At 61.5% G+C, this 16741-nt stretch carries 10 protein-coding genes; 7 read left to right on the top strand and 3 right to left on the bottom strand.

The features are described 5' to 3' along the window. Both A6D6_RS21950 and A6D6_RS18200 read left to right on the top strand, forming a co-directional pair. A partial coding sequence (locus A6D6_RS21950; RefSeq protein ID WP_236564160.1) for a hypothetical protein occupies positions 1 to 281 on the top strand: 281 nt, incomplete at its 5' end. 107 nt (positions 282 to 388) lie between these two features. Beyond that, on the top strand, positions 389 to 2440 hold the full coding sequence (locus A6D6_RS18200) for a transporter substrate-binding domain-containing protein (protein WP_236564159.1): 2052 nt from the start codon (positions 389 to 391) through the stop codon (positions 2438 to 2440). A gap of 209 nt (positions 2441 to 2649) precedes the next feature. Here the strand turns inward: A6D6_RS18200 and A6D6_RS18195 are convergent, their stop codons facing one another. Further along, positions 2650 to 3558, bottom strand: coding sequence for an alpha/beta fold hydrolase (locus A6D6_RS18195; protein WP_159661495.1), 909 nt, complete (start codon positions 3556 to 3558; stop codon positions 2650 to 2652). A 112-nt stretch (positions 3559 to 3670) separates the two neighbouring features. Here A6D6_RS18195 and A6D6_RS18190 point away from each other — a divergent pair, with 112 nt between their 5' ends. From A6D6_RS18190 to A6D6_RS18180, 3 genes are all read left to right on the top strand, one after another. Next, the gene (locus A6D6_RS18190) at positions 3671 to 5464 is read left to right on the top strand and encodes a M61 family metallopeptidase (RefSeq protein WP_201303841.1); all 1794 of its coding nucleotides are present in this window, start codon (positions 3671 to 3673) and stop codon (positions 5462 to 5464) included. Positions 5465 to 5642: 178 nt separating this feature from the next. Then, positions 5643 to 9506, top strand: a complete 3864-nt coding sequence (hrpA, locus tag A6D6_RS18185; protein ID WP_159661493.1) for an ATP-dependent RNA helicase HrpA — start codon at positions 5643 to 5645, stop codon at positions 9504 to 9506. A 224-nt stretch (positions 9507 to 9730) separates the two neighbouring features. Then, a complete protein-coding gene (locus A6D6_RS18180) occupies positions 9731 to 10861 on the top strand; it encodes a beta-ketoacyl-ACP synthase III (RefSeq protein ID WP_201303840.1) in 1131 nt (376 codons plus the stop codon). A gap of 93 nt (positions 10862 to 10954) precedes the next feature. Here A6D6_RS18180 and A6D6_RS18175 read toward each other — a convergent pair whose 3' ends face one another. Then, complete coding sequence (locus tag A6D6_RS18175; RefSeq protein ID WP_159661491.1) at positions 10955 to 12037, bottom strand: alcohol dehydrogenase; 1083 nt, start codon at positions 12035 to 12037, stop codon at positions 10955 to 10957. Positions 12038 to 12313: 276 nt separating this feature from the next. On the opposite strand from A6D6_RS18175, the gene A6D6_RS18170 reads away from it, so the two are divergent. Together A6D6_RS18170 and A6D6_RS18165 are read left to right on the top strand one after the other, a co-directional pair. Beyond that, positions 12314 to 13777 carry an NAD-dependent succinate-semialdehyde dehydrogenase gene (locus A6D6_RS18170; protein ID WP_159661490.1) on the top strand — a complete coding sequence of 488 codons (1464 nt, stop codon included), beginning with the start codon at positions 12314 to 12316 and terminating at the stop codon, positions 13775 to 13777. 90 nt (positions 13778 to 13867) lie between these two features. Continuing rightward, positions 13868 to 14572 (top strand): TetR/AcrR family transcriptional regulator, encoded by a 705-nt coding sequence (locus A6D6_RS18165; protein WP_159661489.1) that lies wholly within the window; start codon positions 13868 to 13870, stop codon positions 14570 to 14572. A 213-nt stretch (positions 14573 to 14785) separates the two neighbouring features. Here the strand turns inward: A6D6_RS18165 and A6D6_RS18160 are convergent, their stop codons facing one another. After that, positions 14786 to 16711, bottom strand: coding sequence for a TRAP transporter permease (locus A6D6_RS18160; RefSeq protein WP_159661488.1), 1926 nt, complete (start codon positions 16709 to 16711; stop codon positions 14786 to 14788). Positions 16712 to 16741: the final 30 nt, after the last annotated feature.

The following is a 16741-nucleotide window of genomic DNA, read 5'->3' as shown; positions in this document are numbered from 1 at the left end:
GCCAGCAAGCTTCCCACAGCGGTTTCGTGGCAGATCCGTGGGAGACCAGTTTGCTGGAGAATTCCGGCTCTCTGGTGTTGGGATATTCGCTTGCCAGCAAGCTTCCCACAGCGGCTTCGTGGCACGATCCGTGGGAGACCAGCTTGCTGGCGAATGCGGTCTCTGGTGTGAGGGATTCGCTTGCCGACACGCTCCCACAGCGGCTTCGTGGTTCTGCCTGTTGGGAGGGACGCCGCTTTTCCGAAAAAAAAGTAAAATGCCCGCTGAATTCCCGCTCATGATGTGATCCGGATCCTGGTATCGGCGATACTGGCTCACCTAACAATGGCCTGATGTTTTTGGGTTACGGCAACAGTGGTGGGAGAGCGGGATGCACCGAGCAGGGCGCGTGTGGTTTTGGCTGTGGCTTTGTTTGTTGGGGCTGACGGCTTGTTCTGATTCGGTGGAGGGGCCCTTCCGCAATTACACCGAAACCGGCGATCTGGCGGACATTCAAGAGCACGGTGTGTTGCGGCTGCTGGCGCCGCGTTTCGATGCCGAGGAGGAGTTTGTCTGGGAGGGGGTGCCCACCAGCGAATACCGCCTTGAAGCGGAAGCCCTGGCTGAATCATTGGGGCTTAAGCCGCGCTGGGTGTACGCGGATGATTACGCCGAATTGTCGGTGATGCTCAACGCCGGGCAGGCGGATCTCATTGTCACCCATTACAGCCGTACCGACCGGCGCCGTGAGCGGTTGTCGTTCTGCACGCCTCTGGCCGTGGTGCGGGAAGTGCTGGTGCTGCCAGCGGATCGGGTGGGTATGTCGGTGGCGGACCTGGGGCCGCTCATTATTGCCGCGCCACGCGGTACTGCTTATCTGGAAACCGCTCAGAATCTGGCCCGCCGCCATGACAATATTGAAGTGGACCGGGTCAGCGGAGCGCTGTCCGAAGATGAGCTGCTGCGAGGCATAACGCGGGGACAGTACGACGCGGTGATCATGGACGAGCCTTTGTTCAACGCCTTGTCCATCGACTACCCCGAGCTGCGTTCCGGACCGGTGGTACAGCCGCGAAGGGCGATTGCCTGGGCGGTGCGCAAAGGCAACCCGGACCTGCGTGAAGCGGTGAACCGCTACATTGTCGCCCATCGTATCAAAGCGTCCGAGCAGGAACCGGAACAGCGTGACTGGCCTGCTATCCTTAACAGCGGGGTGTTGCGGGTGATCACCTCCAACAACCCGGCCAGTTACTTCATGTGGCGCGGTGAGTTGATGGGGTTCGACTACGATCTGATTCGTGATTTTGCCCAGCGTTATGATCTGCGGCTGAGCATGGTGGTGCGCGACGGCCCGGAGCAAATGCTGGCTGCCTTGGAAAACGGAGAAGGGGATGTGATCGCCGCTTCCATGACGGTCACGCCGGCGCGGCGCGGCAAAGGGTGGCATTACTCCCAACCCTACCTGGAAGTACATGAACAAATTATCGGGCCGGCCTCGGCGCCGCCTTTCAAGGATCTGTCGGAGCTAGCCGGGCGAACCGTGACGGTGGCCGCCGGCAGCGCTTTCTTGGAGACCCTGCGTGCGTTGCAGAACGACGGTATCGGGGTGGAAATTGAAGTACGCCAGAATGTTTCTTCGGAAATTCTGATGGACCGGGTGGCGAAAGGGGAGCTGGACCTGACCATCGCCGACAGTCACCTGGTGTCCATGGAGAAGGGCTACCGGGATGACCTGAACGTGCTCTGGACCCTGCGCCAACCCCGGCGGATTGCCTGGGGTTTGCGGGAACGCCAACCGCAACTGCGCCATCAGCTGAATGACTATATTAAACGCGTGCGCGAGGGCCGGTTCTATCGCACCACCTTTGAGCGGTACTTCCAGGGACAACCCACGCCGTCTTCCCTCACCGCTGAAAGAGTGGAACCGGGAAAACCGATCTCGGCCTATGACGATCTGGTGCGCGAACAAGCACTCAAGCACGGTTTCGACTGGTTAATGGTCACCGCCCAGATGTACCAGGAAAGCCATTTTGATCCGGAAGTCCGTTCGTTTTCCGGCGCCGAAGGATTGATGCAGGTGATGCCGTTGACCGCGCGTCAACTGGGTTACGAAAATCTGGCCGATCCGGTTCAAGGCATTGGCGCCGGTGTCGCTTATCTGAACTGGCTGGAGGGCCGTTTCCCGGCCCATCTGGATCTGGCGGAAAAAACCTATTTCGGACTGGCTGCCTACAACGCCGGGTACGGCCATGTGGAAGACGCGCGCCGGCTGGCGCAACGACTTGGCAAGGATCCTGACCGCTGGTTTGGCAATGTGGAGGAGGCCATGGCGCTGCTGTCCCACCCGCGCTATGCCCGTCAGGCCCGCTACGGCTATGTGAGGGGGCAGGAAACCGTGCAATACGTACGCGACATCCGCGCCCGCTACCTGGGGTATTTGAGCGCAACAGAAAAGCAGTGAATAGTGAACGGTTAATAGTTAATAGCGAAAAGATAGAAATGCGTATCCGCAAATATCATTTGCGTACCAGCAATTTTGCATCGCGACCATGGACTTGCTTCTTTAAGAGCAAAGACGCCATTCCCATGGTTTGAACGCGGTCTCTTTGATTTCAGATCGCATCGGCGTATGCCGCGAGCTATTAACTATTCACTGTTCACTGTTCACTATTACAGGTTGGCCAGCCACTGCAGCAGAGTCTGCCGCACTTCCGGGGCGCAGTAGTCGTTGAGGATCTCGTGGCGGCCGGTGGGGCAGTCGAGCCGTTCCAGGTGCTGATGGCGGCGTTTCAGGATGTGTTCCAGGCGGTCCATGCCTTTGCCCTTGTTGCTCATCGGGTCCTGACGGCCGCCCAGCAGTAGTATTGGTAGCAGAGAGGGCAGGCGCGCCAGTTGCTCGCCGGATTGGATTTGCGCCAGCGCCGAGATCAGTGCCAGCCAGGTGCTGGTGGTGCACTCAAAGCCACAGGCGGGATCGGCGATGTAGGCGTCCACCTGATCCTGGTCGGAGCTGAGCCAGTCGAACTCGGTGCGGGCGTCGGCGATGCTGGCGGCCCAGGTCTGGAAGGTCATCTTGTGCACCAGGGGACTGTGGCCACGAACGCCATGGCGGCGGCGCTGCCAGCCCATCAATAGCGTCATGGCACGGTAAAACCACGGGGAATGGCTGTCACTGCCGCACAACACCAGGCCTCCCAGTTGCTCCGGGGCCTGTTCGGCGGCGGCCAGGGCCAGGAATGAGCCCATGCTGTGGCCCCCCAGCACCAGCGGTCCCCGCTCCGGCTTCACCTGCGCCATTACCTGCAGGACATCGTCGATGACCTTGTCCCAGCCGTCCTCGTCGGCGAAGTGTCCCTGGGGGGCGTCGTCGTCGATACTGGTGCCGTGACCACGATGATCCGGGCAATACAAATTCCAGCCATGCTCATTCAGGGTCTCCCCCAGAGCGCCGTAGCGGCCACCGTGTTCCGCCATGCCGTGCAGCCAGACCAGTGTGCCGACGGCGTCCTGCGCCGGCCAGTGATGCACCCCGATAACGTGGTTATCGGCGGCGGTGATGGACAGCTGCTGTTTGGACATGGCGACCCCCTTTGTGAGTGGCACGAACATGCGGCATCCCTTTGGTTTCGTCAAGACGGGGCTGTATCATGGGGTTTTCCCGCCGTCCTTGTTTCGCTATTCGGGAGCAACCTTGATTCGCTATCAGATTTGTCCGGTCCATCCGCAGGCCCATATTTTTGAAATCACCCTGACCGTGGACCGGCCGACGCCGGAAGGCCAGGCCCTGACCATGCCATCGTGGATTCCCGGCAGTTACATGATCCGCGATTTCGCCCGGCACCTGGTGTCGCTGGACGCCCGGGCCGGAGACCGGCCGTTGGCGGTGGCCAAGATCGACAAGCAGACCTGGCAATTGCCGCCGGTGGACGGTCCGGTGACCGTGACCTACCGGGTCTACGCCTGGGATCTGTCGGTGCGCGGCGCCCATCTGGACACCACCCATGGCTACTTCAACGGTCCTTGCGTGTTCCTGGCGGCCATGGGGCACGAGGATCAACCCTGCGAAGTGACCATCCAGGCGCCGGCGGGAGCGGAGTTCGCCACCTGGCGCCTGGCCACGGGCATGCCGCGGCTGTCCGGCGCGGAACTGGACTTCGGTGTCTTCAAGGCGGACAACTACGACGCGCTGATCGACTATCCGGTGGAGATGGGGCACTTTGAGCACGCCCGCTTCGAGGCCCGCGGCGTGCCCCATGATGTGGTGCTCACCGGCCGTTTCCGCGTTGATCTGGAGCGTCTGTGCCGGGACCTGAAGCCGATCTGCGAGCATCATATCAGGCTGTTCGGTGAACCGGCGCCGGTGGACCGGTATCTGTTCATGACCCTGGTGACCGATGGGTATGGTGGTCTTGAACACCGCAACTCCACCAGTCTGATGAGTCCCCGTGGTGATTTGCCGCTGCCCACCGACGGACCCCGCCAGGTGCGCGACGGTTATCGCAGCTACCTGGGATTGTGCAGCCACGAATACTTCCACACCTGGAACATCAAGCGGATCAAACCGGAGGCGTTCACGCCTTTTGATCTGAGCCAGGAGGTTCATACCGAACTGCTGTGGGCGTTCGAGGGCATCACCAGCTACTACGATGATTTGGCTCTGGCGCGCACCGGGCTGATTTCGCCGGACAGCTATCTGGAACTGGTCGGCCAGACCCTGACCCGGGTACAGCGCGGACAAGGGCGGCTCAAGCAGACCGTGACCGAGTCCAGTTTCGATGCGTGGACACGCTTCTATAAGCAGGACGAGAACGCGCCCAACGCCATCGTCAGTTATTACGCCAAGGGCTCGTTGGTGGCTCTGGCGCTGGATCTCACCCTGCGCGAGCGTAGCGATGAGCAGGTGACGCTGGATGATTTGATGCGGCTGCTGTGGCAACGCTACGGCGAGGACAGCGGCGGCGTGCCGGAGCGGGGCATTCAGGCCCTGGCCGAGGAACTGTTGGGTGAAAGCCTGGATGAGTTCTTCCAGCTGGCGCTGTACAGCACCGAGGATCTGCCGTTGGCCCCGCTGCTGGCCGCGCGCGGGGTGGTGTTGCATTGGCGCCCCGCCAGTGGTCATGGCGACAACGGCGGCAAGCCGGCCAAAGGCCCGGTGCCCGTGCATCTTGGCCTGCGCGCCAGCACCGATCCGCTCGGCGCGCGGGTGCAGGTGGTGTATGAACAGGGCGCGGCGATGGCCGCCGGGCTTTCCGCCGGCGACGTGATCATTGCCGTGGACGGCATCAAAACCGACGCTGCCGGACTGGACAGTCGTTTGCAGGGCTACCAGGAAGGCGAGGTCGTGGAGGTTCACGTATTCCGCCGCGACGAGCTGCTGCGTTTTCGTGTCACCCTGGCTCCCTCGGAAGCCTCCACCGCTTACCTGACCCTGGCCCAGGGCGGGCTCACCGACAAGGGCAGGGCGTGGCTGCTGGGACAGCAGTGAAGGGTTAATAGTGAACAGTGAAAAGAAATCACGCTCCGTAGGCCATTGACCTATTCAGAGCTAGCTACAAGGCCGCTGTGGGAGCTTGCCTTGCAAGCGAATGGGCCCTCGACCGTGAGACACCGGCGGTCCTTTTCATACCGAAAAGGACCGCGATCTCTCTCCGAATTCGTGAGTTATGACTGACCTTTCCCTGAAGGATTTACAGCGTCGTCTTGATGAAGCGCGCGGCGCCGATCGCGGCCGCTTGCGCAAGCGCCTGGAAGGCTTGCGCCGCCGTCCCAATGAAGCGGTGCGGACCAAGGTGGCGTTGGCGATCGAGGCTTCGGTGGCGGATCGTCAACGGCGCGCCTCGTTGGTGTCCGAACTACGCTGGCCGGACCTGCCGGTGGTGCATCACCGTGAGGAACTGGCCGAGGCGATTCGCGATCATCAGGTGGTGGTGGTGGCCGGCGAAACCGGTTCCGGCAAAACCACCCAATTGCCGAAAATCTGTCTGCAACTGGGACGGGGGGTGGACGGCTACATCGGCCATACCCAGCCCCGCCGCCTGGCGGCCCGCTCCGTGGCCGCGCGTTTGGCCGAGGAGCTCGATACCCGGGTAGGCGGACTGGTCGGCTACAAGGTCCGGTTCGCCGAACAGGTTGGCGCGGACAGTCTGATCAAACTGATGACCGACGGCATGTTGCTCAGCGAGATCCAGCATGACCGCCAGTTGCGCCAATATGACACCCTGATCATCGACGAGGCCCATGAGCGCAGCCTCAATATCGATTTCTTGCTCGGCTACCTCAAACAATTGTTGCCGCGCCGCCCGGATCTGAAGGTGATCATCACCTCGGCCACCATCGACCATCGCCGTTTCGCTGATCATTTTAACGGCGCGCCGGTGTTCGAGGTGTCCGGCCGCACCTATCCCGTGGATATTCGATACTGCCCGCCGGAAGGAGAGCGGGAACTGGGCTGGCAGGTGGAGGAGGTGCTACGGCGGATCGATAGCGAGGAGCGCCGTGACGGCCGCCCGGTGGCCCGTGACGTGCTGGTGTTCCTCAGCGGTGAACGGGAAATCCGCGATGTACACCATCATCTCAAACGCTGCGATTTCCGTGATACCGAGTTATTGCCGTTGTACGCCCGGCTCAGCGCCGCCGAGCAGCAACGGGTATTTTCTCCGCACCGTGGCCGCCGGATCGTGCTGAGCACCAATGTGGCGGAAACCTCGCTGACGGTACCGGGCATCCGCTACGTGATTGACGCCGGCACCGCCCGTATCAGCCGCTACAGCGTTCACTCCAAGGTTCAGCGTCTGCCGGTGGAACCGGTATCCCAGGCCAGCGCCGACCAGCGCTCCGGCCGCAGCGGCCGCATCATGCCGGGGATTGCCTACCGTTTGTACAGCGAGGACGATTTCATCAATCGCCCGGCGTTCACCGACCCGGAAATCCAGCGTACCAACCTGGCGGCGGTGATCCTGCGGATGGCGGATCTGGGGCTGGGCCGGGTGGAGGACTTCCCGTTCATGGAGCCGCCGGACGGCCGCTTCATCCGCGACGGTTATCGCCTGCTGGAAGAATTGGGTGCGCTGGATAGCGAGCGCCGGCCCACCTCTCTGGGCAAGCAGCTGGCCCGTTTCCCGCTGGACCCGACGCTGGCGCGCATGCTGGTAGCGGCAGCGGAGAAAAAGGCGCTGCGCGAGGTGCTGCCGATCGTCGCCGCGCTGGCGGTGCAGGATCCGCGCGAGCGTCCACGCGAAAAACAACAACAGGCAGATCAGGCTCACCAGCCGTTCCAGGACAAGGAATCGGATTTCCTCTGGTTCTGGAACCTCTGGCAATGGGCGGAACAGCAGCGAGAGGAACTCAGTCGCGGCCAGTTCGAGAAACTGCTCAAAAAGACTTTTCTGGCGCCGTCACGGATGCGCGAATGGCGGGACACGCACCGTCAATTGCTGCTGCTGGCGAAGCAGGAAGGCTGGGTGCTCAACGACAGCCCGGCCGAGCATGAGGCTATCCACCGCTCGCTGCTCAGCGGCTTGCTGGGCAACGTGATGATGCGAGGCGAGGAGGGCGAGTGGCTCTCCACCCGCAATCGCAAACCGCTGATCTGGCCGGGGTCGGCGCTGAGTAAATCCGCTGGCAAGAAGAACGGAGCGCGCTGGCTGATGGCGGCGGAGCAGGTGGAAACCAGCCGCTTGTTCGCCCGTTGCGTGGCCAGGGTGGAACCGGGCTGGATCGAGGCGGAAGCCGCCCATCTGGTGAAACGTCAGTATTATGAGCCGCACTGGTCGAAACGGCGCGGCTGTGTGATGGCGCGGGAGCAGGTCAATCTGTTTGGCTTGATCCTGGCGTCCGGACGGCGGGTGCATTACGGCCCGATGGAGCCGGAGCTGGCGCGGGAACTGATGATCCGTGAAGGGCTGGTGGCGGGGCAGCTCAGTCGTGAACCGGCCTTCGTCAAGGCCAACCGGGAACGGTTGGAAACGCTGGAGGAGATGGAGCACAAGCTGCGCCGGCGTGACATTCTCGCCGACGAGCAGACCCGCTTCGAGTTCTATGACCAGCGGTTGCCGGCATCGCTGTATACCCTCACTCACCTGGAGACCTGGTACCGCAAGCACGCTTCGGAAGCGGAACGTCAGGCTCTGATCATGGACGACGACGTGCTGCTCTCACGCACACCGCAATGGCAGCGTGACGCTTTCCCCGATGAACTGACGGTGGACGCCATGCGCCTGCCGTTGGAATACAGTTTCGACCCCACCGGGCAGCGCGATGGCGTGACCTTGGTGGTGCCGCTGGCGGTATTGAACCAGATTCCGGAAGAACGGTTGGCCTGGCTGGTACCGGGATTGTTGCGGGAAAAACTGGAGGCGCTGTTGCGTGGCCTGCCCAAGTCGCGCCGCCGGCATTTCGTGCCAGTGCCGGATTACGTCAATGCGCTGATGGAAGCGTTGACACCGGATCAGCCGTTGCTGCCGGCGATGACCCGGGAATTGCAACGCATGGCCGGCGTGAGGGTGGAGCAGGAGGAATGGCGCGAGGATCAGTTGCCGGATTACCTGCGCATGAATTTGCGTGTGATGGACCGCGATGACGCGGTGGTGGAAGGCCGCGATCTGACGGATCTGCGCCAACGCCTGCGGGGCCGGACGCCGGCACCCGGCGAAGCGATGGAAGAGCCGCCTGCTCAGGAAAGCCGGGAATGGGATTTCGGCGCGGTGCCGGCATGTCATGAACAGCAACGCGGCGGTATTGTCCTGCGCCGCTACCCGGGGCTGAGGGATCTGGAGGACCGGGTTCGGCTTGAGCATTTCGATGACGCTGATGAGGCCGCCTGGCACCATGGTTATGGTTGCGCCCGTCTGGTGCTGCTGCGGCTGCCGGATCAACTCAAATCGCTGAAACGGCAGGCCGGCACGGCGGTTGGCTGGCAAAAGCTGAAAAGCGAAAAGAGTGCGATGGCGCGGCAGGCGCTGGAGCAGGTGATGTTGCGGACCGCCGCGGACCACTTCCGCTTCCATGCCGAGCCAGTGCGGGATCAGAGTGCGTTTCGCCAGCGTCTGGATGCTGGCCGTGGCGATTTCGTACCGGCGGCGGAACGGGCTGTTCGCCACTGGGGCGAGGTGTTCGCCTGCTATCGCGGCATCATGACTCGATTGGAAAAGGGGTTTCCGCTGGCCTGGGCCCATGCCCATCGGGATTTGAAAACGCAGCTCGCGACGTTGTTCGAAACGGATTTTCTGTTGTCCGTGCCCGGCGAGTGGTTGTCGGAGTACCCTCGATATCTGAGCGCCATCGAGCAACGCCTTGACAAGATGGGCGGGCAGTTGGGGCGTGACCGGGCGCAGGTGGCGGAACTGGAGGCGTTCTGGGAAAAGTACAGCCGTCGGGCCGGGGAAACGCCGCGGTGGCGCTTGCCTGAACCGCTGGCGCTGTTCCGCTGGATGCTGGAAGAATACCGGGTGAGCCTGTTCGCCCAGACTTTGGGCACCCGTATGCCGGTGTCGGCCAAGCGCTTGAACCGGCAGTGGGAAGCCTGCTGAATGGGCCCCCTGGAGCCCATTCGCTTGCAAGCAAGCTTCCCACAGCGGCTGCGCAGCGCAATTTGTGGGAAGCGGCCTTGGCCGCGAATAGTCCGAAGTTCCCGGATGGGAGAGTAATCAACCCGCTTTCGAAACATCGGTTTTGCGCCCACGGGGCTGAATCCGGATAATGACATCATTTACTGTCGCGGCGCCCGATGCGCCTTTGCAGAGAGGACAGGTTAGTGACCCAATCCGTAGTGATCAGCGGAACCGGACTGTGGACCCCGCAGCAGTCCATAAGCAACGACGAGCTGGTGGCGTCGTTCAACCAATACGTGCAGCTCTATAACGAAAGCAACGCTGCCGCCATCGAGGCCGGTGAACTGGAGGCTCTGAGTCCTTCCAGCACCGGGTTCATCGAGAAAGCCTCGGGCATCAAACAGCGCTATGTGCTGGATAAGGAAGGGGTCCTGGATCCCGAACGGTTGTGCCCGAGTATCCCCGAGCGCTCCGATGACGAGCTCTCGGTGCAGGCGGAAATCGCCGTCAACGCCGCCCGTCAGGCACTGGAGAACGCCAAATTGACAGCTGACGATCTGGATGCCGTGCTGGTGGCCTGCTCCAATATGCAGCGCGCCTATCCGGCCATGGCGGTGGAAGTGCAGCAGGCATTGGGCATGGAGCATGGCTGGGGCTATGACATGAACGTGGCCTGTTCCAGCGCCACCTTCGGTATCCAGGCCGCGGTGGACGCGGTGCGCAATGGCTCCGCCCGGCGCGTGCTGATGGTCAATCCGGAAATCTGTTCCGGTCACCTGGCGTGGCAGGATCGCGATTGCCACTTCATCTTTGGTGACGTGGCCACCGCGGTGATCGTGGAGCGGGCCGAGGACGCCACCAGTGACAACCGCTGGGAGATTCTCGGCACCCGGCTGCAAACCCGGTTCTCCAACAATATCCGCAATAACTTCGGTTTCCTGAACCGGGCCGATCCGTCCGGCATCGGCGCCCGCGATAAACTGTTCCGCCAGGAAGGTCGCAAGGTGTTCAAGGAAGTCTGTCCCATGGTGGCCGAGCAGATCAGCGGCCATTTGAGCGATCTGGACCTGCCGGTGGAAGAGCTGCGTCGGATGTGGCTGCACCAGGCCAATCTGAGCATGAACCAGTTCATCGCCCGCCGGGTGCTGGGGCGCGACCCGAGCGAAGAGGAAGCGCCGGTCATTCTGGACGAGTACGCCAATACCAGCTCGGCGGGTTCCATTATTGCCTTTCACAAGCACAACGCCGACCTGCCGGTGGACAGCAAGGGGGTGATCTGCTCCTTTGGCGCCGGTTATTCCATCGGCAGCGTGGTGGTCAAACGGGTGAAGTAAAGAATGCGGGACGCTTGACGCCAGACGCTTGACGCTTAAAGGATAAAATCCAAGCTGTTTCGCGTCCGGCGTCCGGCGTCCGGCGTCCGGCGTTTAGCTCCCCGCGTCCAGAATTACCCGGCCCGCCACCTGACCTTTTTCCAGGTCTTCCACCGCTTGCGCGGCGCCTTCCAGCGGACGGTGCTCGATATGGATTGGGGGCAGGTTCTTCTCCTTAGCGAAAACCACCAGGTCTTCCAGTTCCTTCAGTGTGCCCACGTAAGAGCCGATGATGCTTACCGCTTTGTTGGTAATGATCGGCAATGGGTAGCGCAGTTCGCCACCGTGCAAACCCACCGGTACGTATTTGCCGCCCTTGCCGAGAAGACTCAACGCCAATTGAGCGGTCTGCTCATTGCCGACGAAGTCCAGGGCCGCCTGCACCGTGCCCGGACAGGTTTCCGCCACCACCCGGCTCAACTTCGGCGTATTCGGATCGAAACCGTGGCGTGCACCGCTTTCCTGGGCCAACTGGCGTTTCTCCTCGGAAACGTCGATACCGATCACGTTGCCGATGCCCATGGCCTGAAGGATACGCAGCGCCATCTGGCCCAGGCCGCCGCAACCGATCACCACGATCCACTGGTCATCCGCCAGCGGCAGCACTTTGTTGATGGCGGAGAAGGTGGTCAGCCCGGAGCAGGCCAGGGTGGCGGCGTCACCGGGGTTAAGACCACTGATATCGAGCAGATAGCGGGGGTGAGGCACGACAATATGGTCAGCGTAGCCGCCCGGTTTGTTCACGCCCAGGTGCGCGGGAGCGACACACAGATTTTCCTCGCCTTTCTGGCAGGCGCCGCACTTACCACAGCCGATCCACGGATAGATCAGGCGTTGATCGCCGGGTTTGACACCGGTGACCTGATCGCCCACCGCCACCACGGTGCCGATGACCTCGTGGCCCAGGGTAAGCGGCAACGGCATGGCGAAGTTCAGTCGCTTGTCGCCGCCCAATTCAAAATAGCCGTCATGAAGATGAACGTCGCTGTGGCAGACCCCACAGTAGTTGACCTTGAGCAGTACTTCATTGCCGGCGGGAGCGGGCAGCTCGTAGCTTTGCGGTGCGATCGGCCCGCCGAACTCCTGGAATTCGAAGCGGCGGCTGTCCGATACGCCGTTTTGTTGTTCTGCAGTCATGGCTGGCGTCCTTGTAAGTAACGTCTTTGGGGCCGGTCACGCGGGTTGGCCGCATCGACAGGGTATTTGTATGCTGTACATCATATACGGCAAGTTGGCGGGCAGGGCTATCGTCCGTGGCGACGATTTCCACCGTGCCACCACTCATGACACCACTCATGACACTCCTCATGGTGCTTTCCGTAGTAAATTAAATATACCGCGCGGTAGGCCGGCTTGACTAACCTTGGTCGAGGCCGCCCGCCGGTACTGTTCAGACTACCCACGGAGACGGCTATGTCCGCTGAACTTCAGGATTCGACCTTGCTGTGTCACCAGTCACTGATCGATGGTGTCTGGTGTGACGCGCGATCCGGCCTTGCTTTTGACGTCAAGAATCCGGCCACTGGCGAGCTACTGACGCAGGTGCCGGATATGGGGGCCGTTGATGCCCGCACCGCGGTGGAGGCGGCCGGCGCTGCCTTCACCGATTGGCGCCGCCGATCGGCCAGGGAACGCATGACGATTCTGCGTCGCTGGCATCAGGAGATCGTTGCTAATGCCGACGACCTGGCCTTGCTGCTTACCTTGGAGCAGGGCAAACCATTGGCGGAAGCCCGGGCGGAGGTGCTTTCCGGTGCCAATTTCGTCGATTGGTTCGCCGCGGAAGCGATGCGGGTGATGGGGGATATTCTGCCGCCAGCGGACAACAGCCGCCGTGAATGGGCAACGCGCTATCCGGTCGGTGTGGTGGCGGCGATCACTCCGTGGAATTTTCCGTCCTCCATGGTCACCCGCAAAGTGGCCCCGGCTCTCGCGGCCGGCTGTACCGTGGTGCTCAAGCCGGCCGAGGACACGCCGCTGTCCGCACTGGCGTTGGCGACGCTGGCGGAGCGGGCCGGGGTGCCGGCGGGTGTCTTCAACGTGGTTACCGCTTCCCATGGCGCGGAAGTGGGTGGAGAACTGACCGCCAATCCTCGGGTACGCAAATTGTCGTTCACCGGATCCACGGCGGTGGGTAAGTTGTTGATGGCTCAGTGCGCGGCCACGGTGAAGAAAGTCAGCCTGGAACTGGGCGGCAACGCGCCGTTCCTGGTGTTCGAGGACGCGGATCTGGACGAGGCGGTGGCCGGCGCCATCGCCATCAAGTTCTATAACACTGGTCAGACCTGCATCTGCGCCAATCGCATCATGGTGCACGAGCGCGTCTACGATGCTTTTCTGGAACGGCTTGCCCGGGCGGTGGGAACGCTGGTGTTGGGTGAGGGCACCAGGGATGGCGTGACCCAGGGGCCACTGATCAATCCGGCGGCGTTTGAAAAGGTGTCGGCTCTGGTGGACGACGCGGTATCGTCGGGTGCCACGGTGGTGACCGGCGGTGGCGGTGATGCCGGTTTGGGAGGAACCTTCTATCCGTTGACCGTTCTGGGCGATGTCACTCCGGCAATGAAGGTGTTCAATACCGAGATCTTCGGCCCGGTGGCGCCAGTATATCGGTTCAGTGATGAACAGGAGGTCATCCGGCTCGCCAATGATACCCCTTATGGACTGGCGGCCTATGCCTACACTCGGGACCTGGGGCGGATTTTCCGGCTCAACGAGCAGCTCGAATACGGCATGGTCGGCGTCAACACGCCGCGTTTCGTTTCGGAGACGGTGCCCTTTGGTGGTGTCAAGGAATCGGGAATTGGCCGTGAAGGCTCGGTGTACGGCATCGATGAATTCCTGGAAACCCGTTATTTGTGTGTGGCCGGGCTGTAGGGGCGTGGCGGCTTGCCCGCCACTGTTTCTTCCGCCTCCCGAGACGCTGTGCTAACCTCGAAAAACCCTCATTTCTATTGGAGAAAACGCTTGTCAGCGGATAAAAAACGAGGCGCTAGGCAGACCTCGAACGGCGAGCAGTTGGCGGAGGCCGTGGTTGATGGCGTTCAGGATACGACACTGATCGAGACGCGTCGCAATCAGATTTGTGATGCCGCTCTGGAACTGTTTCTGGAGAAGGGATTTGCTTCCACCACGATCCGCGATATCTGTGCCCGCTCCGGCGTCAACCAGGCCAGTATTTACGACTACATCGCCAATAAAAACGACATTCTGCGGCGTTTGCTGAACAAGCTTTGGTTTCGTCCGGATGTGCCGACCCTGGCTGAGCGTCTGGATCAAAGCGGCGACACTCCGTTCGCGGACGCGGTGGCGGATTATCTGCGGGACACCTGGACCAAGAAGCGCCGGGGCACACTGCTGATCTACCGTTCGGTGCCTTATCTGCAGGAGGATGACCGCCGTGCCATGCGCGCGCGTGACCGGGCGGTAATTGAAGGACTGGCCGCGCGTTTACGTCAACGGGCGAGGTTGTCCGAGGAGGATCCTCGCGCGGAGGTGCTGGCGAACCTGATTATTTTTCTCGGCGCGTTCGCGCCGATGCGGGATTGGCTTAACAAGGAAGTGGATGACGAGGTCATCCTGCGCACGGTGTCCGCCGGGGTGGCGGCCATGCTGGATCAACTGGCGCGTGAAAATTCGATGGGCAATCCGTCCGGCAAGGATAGCGCCTGACACTGGCGTGACGTGTTTTATCGCGATTTAAAGGAAAACGGCACTACCCTCCATCGTGGGTCGCTACAGCGCCGCTGTGGGAAGCTTGCTTGCAAGCGAATTCTGGGGTCGGAAGCCCATTCGCGTGCAAGCAAGCTTCCCACAGTGGCTTCGTAGCCCCTTCCGTGCCCGCGGCATTATCGCCGCGGGCACTTTGGTTCTGGCGGTGATGAATTACGCGGTCTGCGCCAGCCGGCGATTATCGTTCCAGACCAATGCCACCAGCACTGCCGAGGCGACGCCGCCGATAACGGTGGTCATCAGTCCCGGGAAGCTGAAGGCGAAGCCCGCCGCGATCAGCGGAAAACGCAGCCAGGGACGCACCCGGCCGGCGCCGAGCAGATACCCCTCCAGCCCCCCGGAGATCAACATGATGCCAATGATGATTGACGGCAGCACGTAGATCAGCGGTGTCAGATCACCCTGTAGGACCAGCGCTGGTTGAAACAGGAAAAACAGGGGCACGAAGTAGATCACCACCCCCAGGCGCATGGCGGTGAAGGAGGTCTGCATCGGCTTGCCGCCGGCGATGGTGGCGGCCAGGAAAGCGGCGGCGCCTACCGGCGGTGTGATCACCGATAGCATGGCGTAATAGACGATGAAGAAGTGCACCGCGATGGTATTGAGACCGCCGACATCGATGATCGCCGGCGCCAGCGTCACCGCCAGGAAAATGTAGGCGACGATGGCGAGGCCGGCCATGCCCATGACGAAGCAGGCCAGGACACCGAAGAAAATAATCAGAAAAATATTACCGCCGCCGAGACTGACCAGACCGGAGGTGAGGGCGCCGGTGACGCCGGTGATAGTGAGCGCGCTGACCACGAAGGCAATCGGCAGAATGATGGCGGCGGTTTGTGTCACCAGCACGCCAATTTGCCGCAGGGTTTCATACAGCCGTCTCGGGGTCATGCGGGTTTCCTTCTGCAGGAAGGAGAGCGCCACCATGAGAACGCAGGCGTACCAGGGCGCATAGTATTCCCAACGCATGTAGAGCAGGCCCCAGATCAGAAACACCAGTACCGAAATAAACGGCCAGCCCCGTTTCAGCACCTCCCGTGCCGATGGCAGTTGATCGCGGGGTACGCCTTTCAGACCGGCACGGGCGGCGTAGGCATCGACTTGTAGCAGCAGGCCGAAATAGAACAACAGAGAGGGAATGATCGCGGCCACCATGACGGTGGCATAGTCCACTCCGATGGTAATCGCCATGACGAACGCGATGGCTCCCATGACAGGAGGCATCAGCACACCGCCGGTGGACGCGCAGGCTTCGATGGCGCCAGCGTAATGAGGCGGATAGCCGACTTTTTTCATGGTCGGAATGGTGATCGATCCGGTACCGGCGATGTTGGAAAAGATAGAGCCGGAGAGGCTGCCGAAGAAGGCGCTGGCGACCACGGATACCTTGGCTGGCCCGCCACGGTAGCGGCCAAAACCGGCGTTGGCCAGGTCGATAAAGAAGGCGCCGCCACCAGTGGCGATGAGCACGCCGGCGAACACCAGAAAGCCGAGAATGATTTCCGCCACGATCTTGGTGGTAATGCCCATCATACCTTCGGCACGGAAGATATGGGCTTCGATCATGCGATCAAAATCGTAGGGAATCCCCATCAACAGGCCGGGCAGGCGATCAGCGACCAGTGGGTAGAGGCCGAGGACCAGCACCACCAGAAGGAAGGGCAACCCCCCGCTGCGGCGGGCAACTTCCAGCATCAGCAACCACATCACCGCGCCGAGTGTCACGTTGTTCCAACCTGACTGGACCATATCCCAGGCGTAATGCGAAAAGTAGAAACTGATGCCCAGAGACAAGGCCGCGGCAATCAAATCATAGAATGGGATGGTGTTTTGCCCCTTGCGGGCCGGCAGGGCGATGAAAGCGGCGGATACGAACAGACCGATAAACAGCCAGTAGTACTGACCTTCCAACAGTCGCTCGCCATTCCAGGTGAAGCCGAATATATAGATCAGACCGATGGCCAGGCCACCGACGCTGAGCAGTACGAATAGCAGACTTTGCCAGGAATACAAGTCGCCTAAACGGGTGGCTTCGCCTTGCGGCGCGTTGTCTTCCGGCGGTGAGGTAATCTCGTTCATGAGGTTCCGCTCAAGCAAACACGTGAGTGA

The organism is Alcanivorax xiamenensis, assembly GCF_009846745.1.
Taxonomy (GTDB): domain Bacteria; phylum Pseudomonadota; class Gammaproteobacteria; order Pseudomonadales; family Alcanivoracaceae; genus Alloalcanivorax; species Alloalcanivorax xiamenensis.
Note: the sequence above shows the minus strand (reverse complement) of the source record. Positions and strands in the feature narration are given on the sequence as shown.

Bases quoted from the DNA above. Each gene is read 5' to 3' on its own strand.
- hrpA (WP_159661493.1), top strand. From the start codon at position 5,643: ATGACTGACCTTTCCCTGAAGGATTTACAGCGTCGTCTTGATGAAGCG.
- A6D6_RS18170 (WP_159661490.1), top strand. From the start codon at position 12,314: ATGTCCGCTGAACTTCAGGATTCGACCTTGCTGTGTCACCAGTCACTG.
- A6D6_RS18175 (WP_159661491.1), bottom strand. From the start codon at position 12,037: ATGACTGCAGAACAACAAAACGGCGTATCGGACAGCCGCCGCTTCGAA.
- A6D6_RS18160 (WP_159661488.1), bottom strand. From the start codon at position 16,711: ATGAACGAGATTACCTCACCGCCGGAAGACAACGCGCCGCAAGGCGAA.
- A6D6_RS18195 (WP_159661495.1), bottom strand. From the start codon at position 3,558: ATGTCCAAACAGCAGCTGTCCATCACCGCCGCCGATAACCACGTTATC.